Origin of the sequence: Paenibacillus sp. FSL R5-0749 (assembly GCF_038595085.1) — a bacterium.
Lineage (GTDB): Bacteria > Bacillota > Bacilli > Paenibacillales > Paenibacillaceae > Paenibacillus.
Genome location: NZ_CP152005.1, coordinates 5,589,495 through 5,604,334, shown reverse-complemented (window position 1 = coordinate 5,604,334; position 14,840 = coordinate 5,589,495). Strand labels below are relative to the sequence as shown.

17 protein-coding genes are annotated in these 14,840 nt (G+C 42.9%); 10 read left to right on the top strand and 7 right to left on the bottom strand.

Features of this window, described 5'->3' with window-relative positions:
- The first annotated feature begins 2 nt into the window (after positions 1-2).
- From MKY85_RS25005 to MKY85_RS24970, 8 genes are all read left to right on the top strand, one after another.
- Positions 3-791, top strand: a complete 789-nt coding sequence (locus tag MKY85_RS25005) for an RNA methyltransferase (RefSeq protein WP_342571045.1) — start codon at positions 3-5, stop codon at positions 789-791.
- Positions 792-1,028: 237 nt separating this feature from the next.
- On the top strand, positions 1,029-2,066 hold the full coding sequence (locus tag MKY85_RS25000) for an aldo/keto reductase (RefSeq protein ID WP_342571044.1): 1,038 nt from the start codon (positions 1,029-1,031) through the stop codon (positions 2,064-2,066).
- Between the two features lie 84 nt (positions 2,067-2,150).
- Positions 2,151-2,909 (top strand): SDR family NAD(P)-dependent oxidoreductase, encoded by a 759-nt coding sequence (locus MKY85_RS24995; RefSeq protein WP_339257363.1) that lies wholly within the window; start codon positions 2,151-2,153, stop codon positions 2,907-2,909.
- A 63-nt stretch (positions 2,910-2,972) separates the two neighbouring features.
- Positions 2,973-4,058: an alkene reductase gene (locus tag MKY85_RS24990; protein ID WP_342571043.1), complete on the top strand. Its 1,086-nt coding sequence runs from the start codon at positions 2,973-2,975 to the stop codon at positions 4,056-4,058.
- A 306-nt stretch (positions 4,059-4,364) separates the two neighbouring features.
- Positions 4,365-5,363, top strand: a complete 999-nt coding sequence (locus MKY85_RS24985) for an NADP-dependent oxidoreductase (protein WP_342571042.1) — start codon at positions 4,365-4,367, stop codon at positions 5,361-5,363.
- A 60-nt stretch (positions 5,364-5,423) separates the two neighbouring features.
- Positions 5,424-6,002: a TetR/AcrR family transcriptional regulator gene (locus MKY85_RS24980; protein ID WP_342571041.1), complete on the top strand. Its 579-nt coding sequence runs from the start codon at positions 5,424-5,426 to the stop codon at positions 6,000-6,002.
- Between the two features lie 97 nt (positions 6,003-6,099).
- On the top strand, positions 6,100-6,882 hold the full coding sequence (locus MKY85_RS24975) for an SDR family oxidoreductase (RefSeq protein WP_342571040.1): 783 nt from the start codon (positions 6,100-6,102) through the stop codon (positions 6,880-6,882).
- Between the two features lie 24 nt (positions 6,883-6,906).
- On the top strand, positions 6,907-7,299 hold the full coding sequence (locus tag MKY85_RS24970) for a hypothetical protein (protein WP_342571039.1): 393 nt from the start codon (positions 6,907-6,909) through the stop codon (positions 7,297-7,299).
- A gap of 63 nt (positions 7,300-7,362) precedes the next feature.
- Here MKY85_RS24970 and MKY85_RS24965 read toward each other — a convergent pair whose 3' ends face one another.
- The 6 genes from MKY85_RS24965 to MKY85_RS24940 form a co-directional block, all read right to left on the bottom strand.
- Positions 7,363-7,962, bottom strand: coding sequence for a methyltransferase domain-containing protein (locus tag MKY85_RS24965; RefSeq protein WP_342571038.1), 600 nt, complete (start codon positions 7,960-7,962; stop codon positions 7,363-7,365).
- 34 nt (positions 7,963-7,996) lie between these two features.
- On the bottom strand, positions 7,997-9,103 hold the full coding sequence (locus MKY85_RS24960; RefSeq protein ID WP_342571037.1) for a HAMP domain-containing sensor histidine kinase: 1,107 nt from the start codon (positions 9,101-9,103) through the stop codon (positions 7,997-7,999).
- Complete coding sequence (locus tag MKY85_RS24955) at positions 9,096-9,776, bottom strand: response regulator transcription factor (RefSeq protein WP_342571036.1); 681 nt, start codon at positions 9,774-9,776, stop codon at positions 9,096-9,098. Before MKY85_RS24955 ends, MKY85_RS24960 begins: the two co-directional genes overlap by 8 nt.
- An 88-nt stretch (positions 9,777-9,864) precedes the next feature.
- Positions 9,865-10,431, bottom strand: a complete 567-nt coding sequence (locus tag MKY85_RS24950; protein WP_342571035.1) for a methyltransferase domain-containing protein — start codon at positions 10,429-10,431, stop codon at positions 9,865-9,867.
- Positions 10,432-10,479: 48 nt separating this feature from the next.
- Positions 10,480-10,983: a DedA family protein gene (locus tag MKY85_RS24945; protein ID WP_342571034.1), complete on the bottom strand. Its 504-nt coding sequence runs from the start codon at positions 10,981-10,983 to the stop codon at positions 10,480-10,482.
- 281 nt (positions 10,984-11,264) lie between these two features.
- A complete protein-coding gene (locus MKY85_RS24940; RefSeq protein ID WP_342571033.1) occupies positions 11,265-11,912 on the bottom strand; it encodes a phosphatase PAP2 family protein in 648 nt (215 codons plus the stop codon).
- Between the two features lie 575 nt (positions 11,913-12,487).
- On the opposite strand from MKY85_RS24940, the gene MKY85_RS24935 reads away from it, so the two are divergent.
- On the top strand, positions 12,488-13,075 hold the full coding sequence (locus MKY85_RS24935) for a sigma-70 family RNA polymerase sigma factor (protein WP_342571032.1): 588 nt from the start codon (positions 12,488-12,490) through the stop codon (positions 13,073-13,075).
- Entirely contained in the window at positions 13,062-13,811 is a 750-nt protein-coding gene (locus MKY85_RS24930; RefSeq protein ID WP_342571031.1) for a DUF3600 domain-containing protein, read from the top strand. The genes MKY85_RS24935 and MKY85_RS24930 overlap by 14 nt, the downstream gene beginning before the upstream one ends.
- An 82-nt stretch (positions 13,812-13,893) precedes the next feature.
- On the opposite strand, the gene MKY85_RS24925 is transcribed toward MKY85_RS24930, so the two are convergent.
- The gene (locus MKY85_RS24925; RefSeq protein ID WP_342571030.1) at positions 13,894-14,772 is read right to left on the bottom strand and encodes an AraC family transcriptional regulator; all 879 of its coding nucleotides are present in this window, start codon (positions 14,770-14,772) and stop codon (positions 13,894-13,896) included.
- Positions 14,773-14,840: the final 68 nt, after the last annotated feature.

Below are 14,840 nucleotides of genomic sequence, written 5' to 3'. Positions count from 1 at the left end.
AGATGGATATTGTATCACCGCAAAATACACGTGTAAAAGAATGGGCACAGCTGCTGGAGAAAAAGCATCGTACCCGTCAACATAAATATATCATTGAAGGCATTCATCTGGTACAGGAAGCGTTGCGCGCCGGAGCAGATCTGGAGTGTATTGTGTACGACGGAGAGCAAGGCGTACCTAGCGAACTGGCCGGGCTTGAGAACCCGCTACAGCGTGTAGAATGGGTTAGTGTATCTCCTGCGGTTATCGCCAAATGTACGGATACGATGACACCACAGCCTGTATTCGCCATTGTGCGTAAAGGCAGTGAGCCACTGGAAAGCCTCATTGATGGAGCGCGCGGGCTTGTTGTGGTGTTGGATGGGGTGCAGGACCCAGGAAATGTGGGGACGATCATCCGTAGTGCGGATGCAGCTGGAGCGGCGGGAGTCATACTTGGTGCGGGCTGTGCGGATGTATATAACCCGAAGACGATTCGTTCGACGATGGGATCATTGTTTCATTTGCCTATTGTGGAGGGCCAGTTGGAGTCCTTGCTTCCCGAAGCGAAGGCTGCGGGTGTGAAGCTGGTAAGTACTTCTTTGCAGGCAGAGCATTCATGCTACAGTTATGATTTTACGCAATCGGTATGGCTTGTGATTGGCAACGAAGGCAAAGGCATCTCGGATGCTACGGCACGCTTGGTGGATGATGCGATTACGATTCCGATGCAGGGGCAGGCAGAGTCGCTTAACGCGGCAATGGCGGCAACGATTTTGTTGTTTGAGGCGATGAGGCAGCGGATGGTGTAGGTAGTAAATAGAATTGTAACCATGCAAAAAGACATCACAAACATCAATAAGGGTGTTTGAGGTGTCTTTCTTATTAAAATAAATTTTTTTAATATTCTTTACCGATCGTTCTATATATGTTATATTGTTGAGGTAGCAGAAAGTTATGGGACGTGATATGAAATCTAGCTACTTTTTTTGAAATTATTTTAGAACGGTCGTTCTTGATTTATCAAATGAAGAAAGGGTGAATGAAACATGGAGTATCGTGTATTAGGAAATACGGGTCTCAAAGTAAGCAGTTTTGCATTAGGTACAGGTACGTGGGGCTTTATGGGGAAAGTCACGGAAAGTGAAGCAGCTGTTCTTTTAGATGAAGCGTTGGCAGGCGGTATTAATTTCATCGATACGGCGGATGTATATTCCCTTGGTCAATCTGAAGAGATTCTCGGCAACCTTTTGAAAGAACGTAGACAAAATATTGTTCTCGCCACAAAAGGCGGAATGGCTATGGGCAGTGGACTTAATCAATCCGGTAACTCAAAATTTTGGATTAAACGTGCAGTAGAGGATAGCTTGAGGAGGTTAAAAACGGACTATATTGACCTGTATCAACTACATCAGCCAGATCTTCAAACCGATATTGAGGAAAGTCTTGATGCACTGACAGATTTGGTTCGAGAAGGAAAAATTCGTTATATTGGTACATCTAATTTTCAAGCTTGGCAAGTAACCGAAGCACAATGGAATAGCGAACGTAACAAAACAGCACGTTTTGTATCCGAACAAGCACCTTATTCCATTGTGAATCGGAGTATTGAATTTGATTTGCTCGCTGCAACCTCAAAATATGGAATGGGTGTATTGGTATGGAGCCCACTTTCTGGCGGCTTGCTAACAGGAAAATACCGCTCCGGCGAAGTGGCTGCCAAAGGTTCCAGAGCAGCGGCATCACTTGGGAAACTTTCTACTGTTGTGGACCCAAATCGAGAGGAAAACCGTACCAAGTTTGAAGCGGTGGATAAGCTCCAAGCCCTTGCAAATGAATCAGGATTAACGTTGCCGCATCTTGCGATGGCATTTACACAAGCTCACTCAGCAATTACTTCCGCGATAGTTGGGGCAAGAACCATTGAGCAATTGCGTGAAACTCTAAAAGGCAGCGACATCCGTTTGAGCGCCGATATCTTGGATGCGATCGATGCGATCGTTCCGCCAGGTGTAACCCTGGATGCTCTGGAAAAAGGCTGGACACCGGATTGGCTACAAGCAAACAAGCGAAGAATCCAGAGTTGAAATCATTTTTTTTACACATTTAAGAACGATCGTTCTCGAAATTGAAATCGCACTAAACTAAAGAATATGAGGGAGAGAAATAAGATGAAATACACTGTAATTACAGGAGCAAGTTCAGGGATTGGATATGAGACGGCATTGGCATTTGCAGCACGAGGGAAAAACTTGATTTTGGTAGCTAGAAGATTGGATAAGTTGGAAGAGCTTAAATCCACCATTCAGAGTATCAATCCTAAAGTGAGTGTTATTGTTCACACAAGTGACCTGTCTGTTACGGCAGAGGCTTACGCACTGTATAACGATTTGAAGGAATATGAAATCGAGACTTGGATTAATAATGCTGGGCTTGGAGAAGGTTCGTTCGTTGCTGAACAGAATCTGGATAAAGTAGAAACCATGCTGCGTGTTAACATCGAATCGTTGACCATCCTATCTACACTGTATGTACGAGATTATGCGAATGTCGAAGGTACTCAATTGATTAACGTCTCATCCGCACTTGGATATGCCATTGCTGTAGGCAGTGTTGCTTACTCTGCATCGAAATACTACGTTAGTGCCTTCACCGAAGGTCTTGCCAAAGAACTGGAACTGAAAGGTGCAAAACTGAAAGCGAAGGTGCTTGCACCAGCGATCACGGAAACAGAGTTTGTACAAAAATCAATCGATGCTGAAGGATTTGATTACAAAGCCAATATGTCCAAATACCATACAGCTAAAGAAATGGCGGGCTTCATGCTAGATCTGTATGATCGCAACGATGTGGTTGTGGGGATTGTAGACCAGAACTATGATTTCCAACTGACGGCTCCGATGTACCCAGTGATCTCAGAACTAAGTTAATTCAGAAGCATCCACGCATACATCTTTTTACCAAATCTCAAATAAGAAGAGGAGTACATCCCATTGGAAAAGATATGGAGTAAAACAAAGATTGGCAACATGGAATTGCCTCATAGACTAGCGATGGCACCCATGACACGCAGTCGGGCGCAAGAAGATGGTACACCTGGAGAGTTGGCTGCACTTTATTATGCTCAGCGTGCGACCATGGGACTCCTGATTACGGAAGGTACACAACCATCTGATGATGGACAGGGGTACTTGTGGTCACCTGGTATCTATACCGACAAGCATATTGATGGATGGAAAAAGATAACGGATGCGGTGCATGAAGCTGGCGGGTATGTATACATCCAATTAATGCATGCGGGTCGCATGTCACATCCGGACAATACCCCGCACCATCGTCAACCGGTTGCTCCATCAGCCATCGCACCGGGAGTAGAAATGTTCACGGCTACAGGGATGCAGGATATCCCTGTACCCCGGGAATTGAGTCGGGAGGATATTCAAACGACCATCGCCGATTTCCGAAAAGCAGCTGCTGCTGCAATTAAAGCAGGGGCGGATGGCGTTGAAATTCATGGAGCCAATGGATATTTGATCAATCAGTTCCTTGGTGAAAATTCGAATATACGGACAGATGAGTATGGGGGATCTATAGAAAATCGTGCTCGGTTTGCAATTGAAGTAGCGAAAGCTGTTGTCGAAGAAATTGGAGCAGAACGTACCGCCTTCCGAATCTCTCCAGGAACACCTCTTGGCGGAATTCAGGATGGGGAACAAGGTCCTGAACTTTATCGTTATCTTGCCAAAGAATTAGCCCAATTGGACTTGGTGTACCTTCATGTTATGCATCTTGGAAATGAAGAACTGCTCCAGGACATTCGTTCAATTTGGCAAAATCCATTGTTGGTCAACCGGGCCGGAAGAACGTTAGAAGATCTCAGTGCAGATCTAGATCGAGGTCTGGCTGATCTGGTACCGGTTGGTGTATGGTCTTTGGCCAATCCGGATTTGGTGGAACGTCTTCAACAAGGTGCACCACTGAATGAAGCAGATCCTGCAACCTTCTTTGGTTCAGGAAGTAAAGGGTACACGGATTATCCTACGTTGGATGAATTGAAGTCACAAGAGGGGCAACACTAGCACCAACCATGGAGCATGGCGTACAACTGAACCTTGTTCGCCATGTTCCTACATCAGTTGAACGAATCATTTACACGATAACGTAGAGGACAGAAAGAACCTGAAAAAGCGAAGCTACAAGCTTTCTGAAAGAAAGCTCTTCGGAAGCATACACCTCGCCTTTATCACCGGATTTTCCCTATAGAAAGGGAATCAAAAAAATCTGGGGATAACAGCGATTGGAGGGTTGTTCTGTCATCGTAGTGTCAGTGTAAATAATCTTTAGTTCAACTTCTATAGTCTATAAGCAAAGGAAGAGGATAACTGATGAGAGCAGCTCAGATTCAGAAGTACTCCAAAAAAATCCAAGTGAAAATCAATAATATCGAGATACCTCAGATTCAGAGACATGAGGTCCTTGTCAAAGTAAAAGCTGCGGGTGTAAATCCGCTGGATATCTTGAACATGAATGGCAGTATTCGGATGATTGCCGACTATAACTTACCTTTAACTTTAGGTAATGAATTATCAGGTGTCATTGAAGCTGTTGGTGATGATGTTTTGAATTTTAAAGTGGGCGATTCGGTCTACACAAGGTTACCTCTGAACAAAATTGGTGCTTTTGCTGAATATGCAGCTGTACATGAGGATGCTTTATCCGTTATGCCTGAAAATCTGTCTTTTATTGAAGCTGCTGCGGTACCTCTTACAGCCTTGACGGCTTATCAAGCATTGCATGATGTACTCCGAGCTGAACCGAATAAAAAGCTGTTTATACCCGGAGGAACTGGTGGTTTCGGTGCGATGGCTATCCCGATTGCCAAGTCCATGGGGCTAACAGTGATTACAAGTGGAAGCGAAAGAGGCAGAGCACGTGCACTATCTATTGGAGCAGATCAATTCATTGATTATAAAACTCAACATTATGCTGACATTCTGTCCGACATCGATTATGTGATCGACACCTTGGGTGCGGATGAGATCAAAGCCGAACTTAGCATTTTGAAACCACAGGGCAAGTTAGTTTCTTTGAAGGCTGGACCCAATTATCGCTTTGCAGTGGACAGTCAATTCCCATTGTGGAAGAGAGCACTATTTGGTCTGGTAGGTGCACGCCTGGATTCGTTAGCACGTAAGAACCAAAATGAATATCGGTTTTTATTCGTGCACTCCAGCGGGGTTCAATTGCAAGAGATTACAGCTCTTGTAGAAAAAGAAGACATTAAGCCTTCGATCGATTCCGCTTATTCGTTTGATGATATTGAAAAGGCATTGATTAAAGTATCCACGGGTCACTCTCAGGGCAAAGTCATTGTTACCTTTTAAAGGATCGTAAGATGATGCTCATGCTATTCAATGCTCGTCTTCTGAACAGGAGGGAAGCCAATGGCGAGAAGCAAAGAGTTCGAAGAGTCTGTTGTTTTGGATAAAGCAATGAGACTTTTTTGGGAACAAGGTTATGAGAAGACGTCTATGACGGATCTGGTCCATCATATGGGAATTCATCGTAAAAGCTTGTATGACACATTTGGTGATAAACATACCTTGTTTCTGAAGGCAGTAGATCTGTATGATCACAAAATCAGCTCAGCTCTTGCGGCAGGTGTAAAGCGTTCTACAACGGCAACGGAAGCACTTCAGTTTATATTTTCCTCTTTAATTCATGAAGAGGAGCATCCTTCATCAGGCTGCTTGATTGTCAATTCGACGGTAGAATTAGCGGCACGCGATGACGACATGAACAACCGATCGATGGAGATGTTTGCAAATACGGAGAAACTCATCAAGGACATGATTGTGTGGGGACAGCAAGAAGGTGAATTCACAATGGAGTACAACGCCGAGCTATTGGCGGAATATTTGCATAATGTAGGCGTTGGGCTAAGGGTGATGGCCAAGACTTCAATAACCGAGGAAAAACTTCTTCGTATAGGGACGCTATCTATGAATCTCATACTAAGGTAGTCTTTTTTTTACCTTTTAAAGAATGTTCGTTCTAATATGGGTGTTTCAGATGAACATATGTTATAGAAAAGAAAAGAAAAGAGAGGCAGGTAACGACATGAGAAAGACAGTTCTCATCACAGGGGTCTCAGGTGGGATCGGTAAAGAGTTAGCTGATCGATTTGCCAAAGGTGGACATCATATTGTGCTGGTAGCACGAAGCGAGGGTAAGATACAGGATCTAGCTCAGGAGTATCAGAAAAAGTATGGCATTCAGACGACGGTTATTGCCAAAGATGTAGCGGCACCTGGGGTACCACAGGAGATTTATCATGAGCTGAAGGAAAAGGGCATTGTTGTTGACTATCTTGTCAATAATGCAGGCTTCGGTCTGTTCGGGACGTTTATGGAAACGGAACTGGAACAGGAAGTCAATATGATTGACGTGAATATCAAGGCTTTAACCATCATGACCAAGCTGTTCTTACCGGATATGATCCAACGTGGGCAAGGTGGCGTGATGAATGTGGCTTCGTTGGTAGGCTTTTTCCCTGGACCGATGATGTCGGTATATTATGCAACAAAGGCATACGTGTTATCGTTCACCGAAGCTTTGGAGAATGAAGTAAGCGGAACGGGTGTTATGGTAACGGCACTGTGTCCAGGCCTGACATCCACCGGCTTTGTTGATCGTTCGGGTATGGGTGTCTCGAAGATGCTGCAGGGCCCTATCATGGAAGCGGGGCAGGTGGCTGAAGAAGGGTACCAAGGTTTCTTGCGTGGCAAGACGTTAATTATGCCTGGTGCTCGGAACCGATTCATCGCGTTTATGCCGCGGTTGTTGCCGCGTAAGATGATGACTCGCATGATTAGATTCTCACAGGATAAGACAGGACATTAAATATTTAAAAAGGAGCTGGTCGATTTGATCTTTTATGATTCCCCCCAAGCAACCGTTTCATGGAATGAGGAAAATAAGGTAGCTGTTTTGCAATGGAAGAGCTTTGCACAAGGTGAACATTATCGTACACCGCTAAATCAATTGTTGGAGTTAGCGGTGCAAAAACACTCGAATAAGGCGTTATACGATAGCCGCCACTTGGCTGTTATTTCGCCAGATGACCAAGAGTGGGTTGCACAAGAGTGGTATCTGAGATCACTCGAAGCAGGACTAAAGTATTCAGCACTACTTGTTCCCCATAAAGCGATAGCTAAATCGAGTGCAAACCGAATGCTCTCAGGAATGGACATATCCAATCCATCTCAAGAGTTTCATGACATAGATGAGGCATATCATTGGCTGGCAACCGTAAAATGAGAAGATAGCAAAACATCATTTGCATAATTTAATACGGTTACTAGTTACTATAGCGAGGATAAATCAGCTTTCCTCCAATTCGCTTGTTTTACTGGCTCTTTCATCTTGTCTTTTACGACAAACATACACAAAAGCAGGCGGGAAGCTGAGGGGTTCAAATTGAATTTTCTCGATCTCAAATAACTCAGCTAAACGTTTCTTCATATGAAGTGAGTACTGGTACAAAACTAATGTGCCTCCAGGTCGAAGCGCTGTATGGATCTGTGACAGGATATTTTGTCTCATTTCTCTGGAAAAATTAAAGAAGGGCAGTCCGCAAATGATACTATCCAGCTGTTGCACATGTTCTTGATGAATTCTTTTCAATAGATAGGATGCATTCGAATGAAACATGAATTCAGGATATGTTCTCTTTAGATTACTTCTCATTTTGGGGTCTCTTTCAAATAAAAACACAGTTGCAGATTGCGGTAAATGTGCTCTCATGAGACGTGTAACAGCGCCTGTTCCTGGCCCCAGCTCAGCAATGCTTCTAACCTCATCCCATCGTACAGATTGCACGATTTTACGAGCTAGAAATTTGGAACTGGGCAGGACACTGCCTACTCGTTTGGGATTCCTCAGAAATCCTTGCAGGAAAAGAAATGGTTCGGGTGTTTTCATCTTGGTATCCTCCATGGTTAAATGCATTGATGGTTCACTTGATGTTGGAAGGCAAGTTTAGTTGGAAGATAAATACGTTAAGTGTATGTTGTAGTGTTAAAGTCCCCTGGTGTAACTCAGCAATGTTCCTTGCAATAGAAAGACCCAGACCAGATCCTGATTGAATGCCCTCGCTATTCCTCGAATAATCCACCTTATAAAAGCGATCAAACAGTCTGTTTTTTTGTTCTATTGTTAGTGGCATGCCTTTATTCTCTACTTCAATGGTAACGTGATTATGCCGTACACTCATTCGAACATGAATCGTACCCGGTTTAAAGGAATACTTCAGTGCATTCATGAGAAGATTGTCGATGGCTCGTGCAATTTTATCACTATCCAAGGAAACCATGATTGGAGCATCACCGAGTTTTTTCTCAATATGAACCCCATTCTCCTGAGCTAAAGGCTCGAATTCAAACAACAATTGATCCAATAGCTGACATAGGTCAACCTTTTTCAAATCCAATTGGGTGTTCACTGCGTTAAGACGTGTGTATTCAAATAAATCATCAAGTAACTTCTTCAAATGCGTTGCTTTGTTGTAGGTATTCTGGATGAAGCGGTCATACTCAGCTTTGTCTTGAAATGATTCTGATTTGAGAAGTTCAATATATCCAATTATGCTGGTAAGCGGAGTACGCAGGTCATGTGAGATGCCCGTGATCATGTCCATCTTGGATTTTTCCAACTCGCGTTCCTTGCTCATCTGTATCTGCAACTGTTCAGTCATATGATTAATGTTGGAAGCAACCCGGCCCAGTTCATCTTGTCGAACTACGGGTACCCTGTAGTTTAAATTACCTTCAGATATGATTTGAAGCCCTTGCTCCAGTGAAATGATGTCTCTTACAATTTTTCGTGTGGAACCCAAAAAAGTAAACGTAAAGATTAAGATAAATATAGGTGTCAGAATATAAGGGAAGTAGTTGAGAATCCAGTTCCATTCCAAACCTTCACTGATTTTTGCCACAATTGTAATAAGGATATTATTGATAATCACTGATCCGACAATAGAAATTACAAAACTGATCACCATTCGATTGAGGATATGGATCTGTATCTTTTTCGTTTGCTTGGATTGCTGTAATCGTTTAATCAATTTTATAACCTACCCCCCATACCGTTTTAATATACTGAGGTTCTCGTGGAGTCAATTCCAGCTTTTCTCGCAGATTACGAATATGAACCATCACCGTATTATCGGAATAACCATAAGGTTCTTTCCATACCGTCTCGTAAATCTTCTCAGAGCTAAATACTTGTCCGGGATGACTCGCAAGTAACACCAGAATGGAGAACTCCAGAGGGGTTAGTGAAATGTCATTCTCTTTTAACTTTACTGAATGTTTGCTTGTATCAATGACAAGGTCCTTAATGAGGATCAGTGAACTCGATTCCGGTTTCCCGATCAATGTTTGACGTCGTAACTGAGCTTTAACGCGAGCCAGTAATTCTAACGGGTTAAACGGTTTGACCATGTAATCGTCGGCCCCGGTAGTCAGGCCTGTAATTTTATCAATGTCTTCTTCCTTGGCAGATAACATAATAATCGGAGTGGTTGATACTTCTCTTATTTTGAAGCAGGCTTTGATTCCGTCCATAATGGGCATCATGACGTCCAATATGACGAGTTGGACCGATGTTGTATTGATAATATTTAGTGCTTCTTCACCATTGGCTGCTTCAATGACCTTATATCCTTCGTTACGTAAATAGACATGAATGACATCACGGATATCGGGTTCATCATCAACAACAAGAATCGTACTCATGATTCGACACTCCTTTTATGACCTGTTTTAAATTATATATAATTCTTATAAATAGGATAACATCAGTGTAAACGATAGTCAGGAATGTTTAAATTGTTTCCTTTTTGCGACAGACATAAACGAACGCAGGTGGGATATTCAAAGGCACTAATTCTATTTTTTCGATGATAAAGAGTTCGGATAATAATTTTTTCATTTGAAGTGAATATTGAAAGGCGATGAATAATCCTCCGGGTTTGAGTGCCTTATGGATCTGCTCTACCAACGTATTTCTTAATTCAGGCTCAAAGTTGAAGAAGGGCAACCCGCTAAAAATGTAATCCAATTGCTGAACGCCCTCTTGAATTATGGATTCTACCAATCGAGTGGCGTCTGGATAACAGGAGAACTCCGGGTATGCTGTCTGAAGATTATTCCTCATTGTATCGTTCATCTCAAACAATAGGACTTTGGTGGAATCCTGCACCTGTTGTTGAATATAACGAGTGATAGGCCCTGTACCCGATCCGAGTTCGGCAACTGCTTTTGCCTCCAGCCAAGAGGCTTGATTCACCATTTTGTTGGCGAGAAACCGGGAACTGGGAATGATGCTGCCAACATGTTTGGGGCTTTGAAGAAAGCTTTTCAGAAATAATAGTGGTTGATTGGAATTCATGTGTGTGGTTCCTCCGTATATGTGATGGTGTGTTTTTAGCAAAACCAGTTAGAAATGTAATAATTGAAGTGTGGATAAAATAGGACCGCCAAAGTAGATTCCCGCTGTAAAATACGTTATGGTCCATAACAGAGCGCTGGAATATGAGATGAGAGCGAATTTCCGATACTGAACGCCGCTCATTCCAATAAGTAAAGGGAGAACATATCGCACAATTGGAATGAACAAACCGATGCACATCGCCCATTGGCCACTCTTATTCAGAATCAGTTCGGCTTTGACGAAGTGTTTATGATGTTGAAATTTGGGTTTTATCTTGGTTCCAAATAATCTCCCTGCAAAATAAGCAAAGGTAATGGCCGTTAGTAGTCCTGATAAAATACACAAGTATGTGATCCATGAATTGATAACTCCAGTGTGGCCTAAAATGGCACCGCTGATAATCGTGATCTCATTCGGAATGGGAATACCGAAAGGCCCTAATGAGAAGGCAAAATAAAAAATCAGATATCCATACTGATGAAGCAGCTCTAAGATCGTATTACTGATCATTGTTTTGCCTCCTCTCTTGTTGATATTGCAAGCATAATGAAAAAAACTAAGGAATTAATGAGTATAAATCTGAAGAAAATCTAAAGAATACATAAGTAAAGTCAAACAATGACGTGCAAGAGAAAAAAGCCTTGCCAACTTAATTGGCAAGACTTGATCCATAGGTGTGCTGTGTTCATCTGGATGGAGTGTTTGAGCACACGAAATAATAGGTTGTGGAGTGCATTTCAATTTTTTGACGAAAGATAAGAGCCAGCTGTCAATATTCATCTCACTCCAATTCACTCCAATCGAGTCGATTTAACATGGGATGAGGAAGAATGGAGGGTTGATCCAACCAATCGGAAACAAAGTTCTCCAACCAGGATGCCACCTGCAATATCTACGATGACATGTTGTTTTACCAGTACGGTAGACACGATGATAAGAATCGAGAAGGTGGAAGTCATCGCCCATATCGCTCGTCCAAATACACCCGTTCCTCTAAGGATCAGGTAACTCGTGAGTACGTGAATACTTGGAAAACAGTTGTAGGGTTGATCGTTACGGTAGATATAATCAACCATCGTGAAAAGAATTCCTTTCTCACCCCGGATATTCGGGCGCTCAATCGCTGTCTGGAACAGAGCAAAGAAGAGGTATGAGATCACCAGACCGCTGCAAAGTGCAATGAGCGTTTGAAAATAGGTGCGCTTTTCCTTAAAAGCAAGTGCTATTAATGCACCAGTAATGAACGGGTACCATAATACATAAGGGATGATAAATATCGGGACAAAAGGGATCATGGAATCGAGGGGCGTTGCAAGACTATAGACATGAGCCCCGGGGCGATTTAGTACACCGTAGAAAATATTTAAGACCGGGACGGCTGCAAGCCAAAGTAGGGAAATCCAAGCTGATTTGGTAGATGAAGGACTGGAAAGCTTCAAATGCTCAACTCCTATACGGATTTATCAATGCAACCATAGTAGAGATAAACTCTGAAGAACTTGTGAGGGATTTTCTAAAGAAATTCTGAATATCAGAAGAGCCGAGACGTCATGATGACGACTCAGCTCTTTTTTTATTTCCGATGAGAACAGACTGTTCGGCAGATTATTGTAGGAAGTAAAACTATCTGAATTTGGCACCAGCAACAAAAAACAAAACAATCCATGCTCACAGAAACAATAAACGTAGAGATCGTGGAATCAGTAGATATTCTGAGTACAATTTGCTAAAAAATTTCATTACAGTTGTGACCACCCCTGCTAATTTACTCCTATGTTCGCTTTCGAAAAGAAAAAGAAGGAAAACAAAGATAACCAAAATCCTAAAGGTGATTGTAAAATTCAGATGCAAAAACTCCAGTTATATCAATATTAGGTATATTATATCATGATGAACACCAGAGGACTTTTTGTATCAACCTCAACCATAACCTTGTCTACTCATTCCATAAAATAAATCGAACGATATGATGCGGGCATGCCAATATATAGTGTAAGGAGGAAGGGGATGGATAATGAGTGAGCAAGATGAGTACATACAACTTGTAACGTTAATACGTGCGGGGCATGAAGAAGCATACGGAGAATTATATGAGAAAACAGTGACGGGTGTATATCGGACTGTACGATTTCTCATCAAGGACGAGTCTGACGCGGAGGATGTGGTCCAAGAGATCTACATTCAGGCGTATCGATCATTGGCGCGATATGATGCGGAGCGTGCGTTTCGTCCCTGGTTAATGGGTGTGACGATGCGACATGTCCAGAGTTATCGACGCAAAAGGTTGATGCAGTTTCGGTTTGGCAAGCGAATCGAAAAATCTGACGTGGGATTGGAATATGATTTTTCCACTGATCTGGTCAACAAACTGGCAAATCGTCCTCTGCTGGAACAGGTACGTCGTTTGCCGTACAAGCTGCAGCAGGTGATCACACTTCATTATTTAAATGAATACACGCAAGAGGAGATTGCTGGCATATTGGAGATTCCGCTTGGAACCGTGAAATCGCGCATACATGCGGCGCTGGCGAAGTTGAGACAAAAAGAGAAGATGAATCCAAGGTTACGGGGAAAGGTGGAGAATCTGCATGAGAATCGATGAAGAGTTGCGAACAGCCTACCAGGAAGAGACTAAAGAGTGGTCCGTTCCTGCGAGAATTAAACATAAAATGTTGGATGGTATTCGAAGTGATTCTCACATTAGAAGATATCGAAAAAGATGGCTGGTCACTGGGCTATTGGCTGTTGTACTCATTATTCCCACCGGAGCCTATGCAGGGTACACCTATCTCGCAGACGAATTATATGGTTCACAGGAAAATATCGCTGCTATGGGCGGAACAGCTGAGAATTATATGAGGTTGGAAGCGAAATTACAGACGGCCAAGGCGCATTTCAGTGAAGAAGAATTTGTTCAATATATGAACCTGCTGAAACAAATGGGGCAAATGGCGGTAAATCTTGCTGATTCTAAGGGAAACATGCATCCAGAGCAGTGGAGTACAGTGGAGCAGGAACGATATAACCTTCTTGTAGCTGAGTTGGAACCGTTTTTTGAGAAGCTGGAAGCTGTGAGTGTGGAGTCCTCCAAAAAACTGATGGATGAGCAGCAATTTTGGACAGAACAGTTGGAACGGGCAGAGGAGACATTTACCAAGGAACAATATCGTGAGTTCAAGTCGGACTATGATCAGATGAGGAAATACAAAGTTATGGTGATGGACAAGGATGGAAGTATACATGAGGAACGATTGTCAGCGGAGCAAAAGGATGAATTGAGGCAGCTTGAGAGACGTCTAATCCCCTATTTGAAACGATTGGGGCTCGATGTGCGTTGAGTCGCGCGAACTGTGAAAGAGGAGAGAGGCCGAGAAGTGAATTTTTTGAATTCTTTGCTTCTTTTCGTTATCCAGTGATCCATTACTTCCTCCCTTGCACCTTCAGCCGATATTGATGCGGTGTGGACCCTATGACGGAACGGAATACTTTACAAAAGTAAGACGGACTCGTCATACCAACACGGTGACCGATTTCGGGAACGGTGAGTGAGGAACGGGTGAGCAGCACACACGCATGACGAATGCGGGTAGCTTGGGCATAAGCAACGATTGTGGTGCCAGTCGCTTTTTTGAATACATGAGATAGATGATAGGGGGATAAGTGAAGTGTATCTGCGATATGATCCAAACGAAAAGGCTCGTGGTAATGCTGTTCAATCCACTGCATGATGGCTTCGGCATGAGGATGTAGCATTACTGAACTGGATGCAGAATGTGCCTTTAGATCTTGAATGACAACATCTTTCCATAAGTAACGAAGTTGCGTAAGTGAATCAAGTATAAAGAGACAAGTATCCTCCACAGCTTCATGAGGCATTAGTTCTGGATAGGTCTTATCAAATTGTTCCATTCGTTGAATGAGTGGGGAAGTGGCAGGAAGTCGGATCGGCTGAATCGGAGATTGCTCTCCTAGCAGGTCATGTATGAAACGCTGAGTCGTCATAAAATGCGACCAATGTGTCTTTAATATTTCAAGCTCAAACATAAGCACGTTTCTGATGAAAGGCCGCTGACTGGATATTTGAATCTGAAAGTGGTGCAATTGAAAAGGTCGAAAAATCAAAAGCATACCGGGTTCAAGGGGAAAAACCTGACCTTCGGTTATTAACTGCCCGTAACCTTCGTGGATATAGGTTATCTCCATCTGGGAATGAGCATGGAACACTTCGCGAAACGTAGTGTTAGATGTAAGACGACGACAGGCCAGATCAAATTGGTTTCCCAGAATGATGGACATCATGAATACCTCCCTATCATGCGCAAGATAGTTATATTTTACCACAAGATGAACACATAAAAGCGCTTTAT

Coding starts and splice junctions, on each gene's coding strand:
- MKY85_RS24955 (WP_342571036.1), bottom strand. CDS start 9,776: ATGAGTACGATTCTTGTTGTTGATGATGAACCCGATATCCGTGATGTC.
- MKY85_RS24980 (WP_342571041.1), top strand. CDS start 5,424: ATGGCGAGAAGCAAAGAGTTCGAAGAGTCTGTTGTTTTGGATAAAGCA.
- MKY85_RS24945 (WP_342571034.1), bottom strand. CDS start 10,983: ATGATCAGTAATACGATCTTAGAGCTGCTTCATCAGTATGGATATCTG.
- MKY85_RS24930 (WP_342571031.1), top strand. CDS start 13,062: ATGAGAATCGATGAAGAGTTGCGAACAGCCTACCAGGAAGAGACTAAA.
- MKY85_RS24950 (WP_342571035.1), bottom strand. CDS start 10,431: ATGAATTCCAATCAACCACTATTATTTCTGAAAAGCTTTCTTCAAAGC.
- MKY85_RS24985 (WP_342571042.1), top strand. CDS start 4,365: ATGAGAGCAGCTCAGATTCAGAAGTACTCCAAAAAAATCCAAGTGAAA.
- MKY85_RS24965 (WP_342571038.1), bottom strand. CDS start 7,962: ATGAAAACACCCGAACCATTTCTTTTCCTGCAAGGATTTCTGAGGAAT.
- MKY85_RS24935 (WP_342571032.1), top strand. CDS start 12,488: ATGAGTGAGCAAGATGAGTACATACAACTTGTAACGTTAATACGTGCG.
- MKY85_RS24925 (WP_342571030.1), bottom strand. CDS start 14,772: ATGATGTCCATCATTCTGGGAAACCAATTTGATCTGGCCTGTCGTCGT.
- MKY85_RS24975 (WP_342571040.1), top strand. CDS start 6,100: ATGAGAAAGACAGTTCTCATCACAGGGGTCTCAGGTGGGATCGGTAAA.
- MKY85_RS25005 (WP_342571045.1), top strand. CDS start 3: ATGGATATTGTATCACCGCAAAATACACGTGTAAAAGAATGGGCACAG.
- MKY85_RS25000 (WP_342571044.1), top strand. CDS start 1,029: ATGGAGTATCGTGTATTAGGAAATACGGGTCTCAAAGTAAGCAGTTTT.
- MKY85_RS24995 (WP_339257363.1), top strand. CDS start 2,151: ATGAAATACACTGTAATTACAGGAGCAAGTTCAGGGATTGGATATGAG.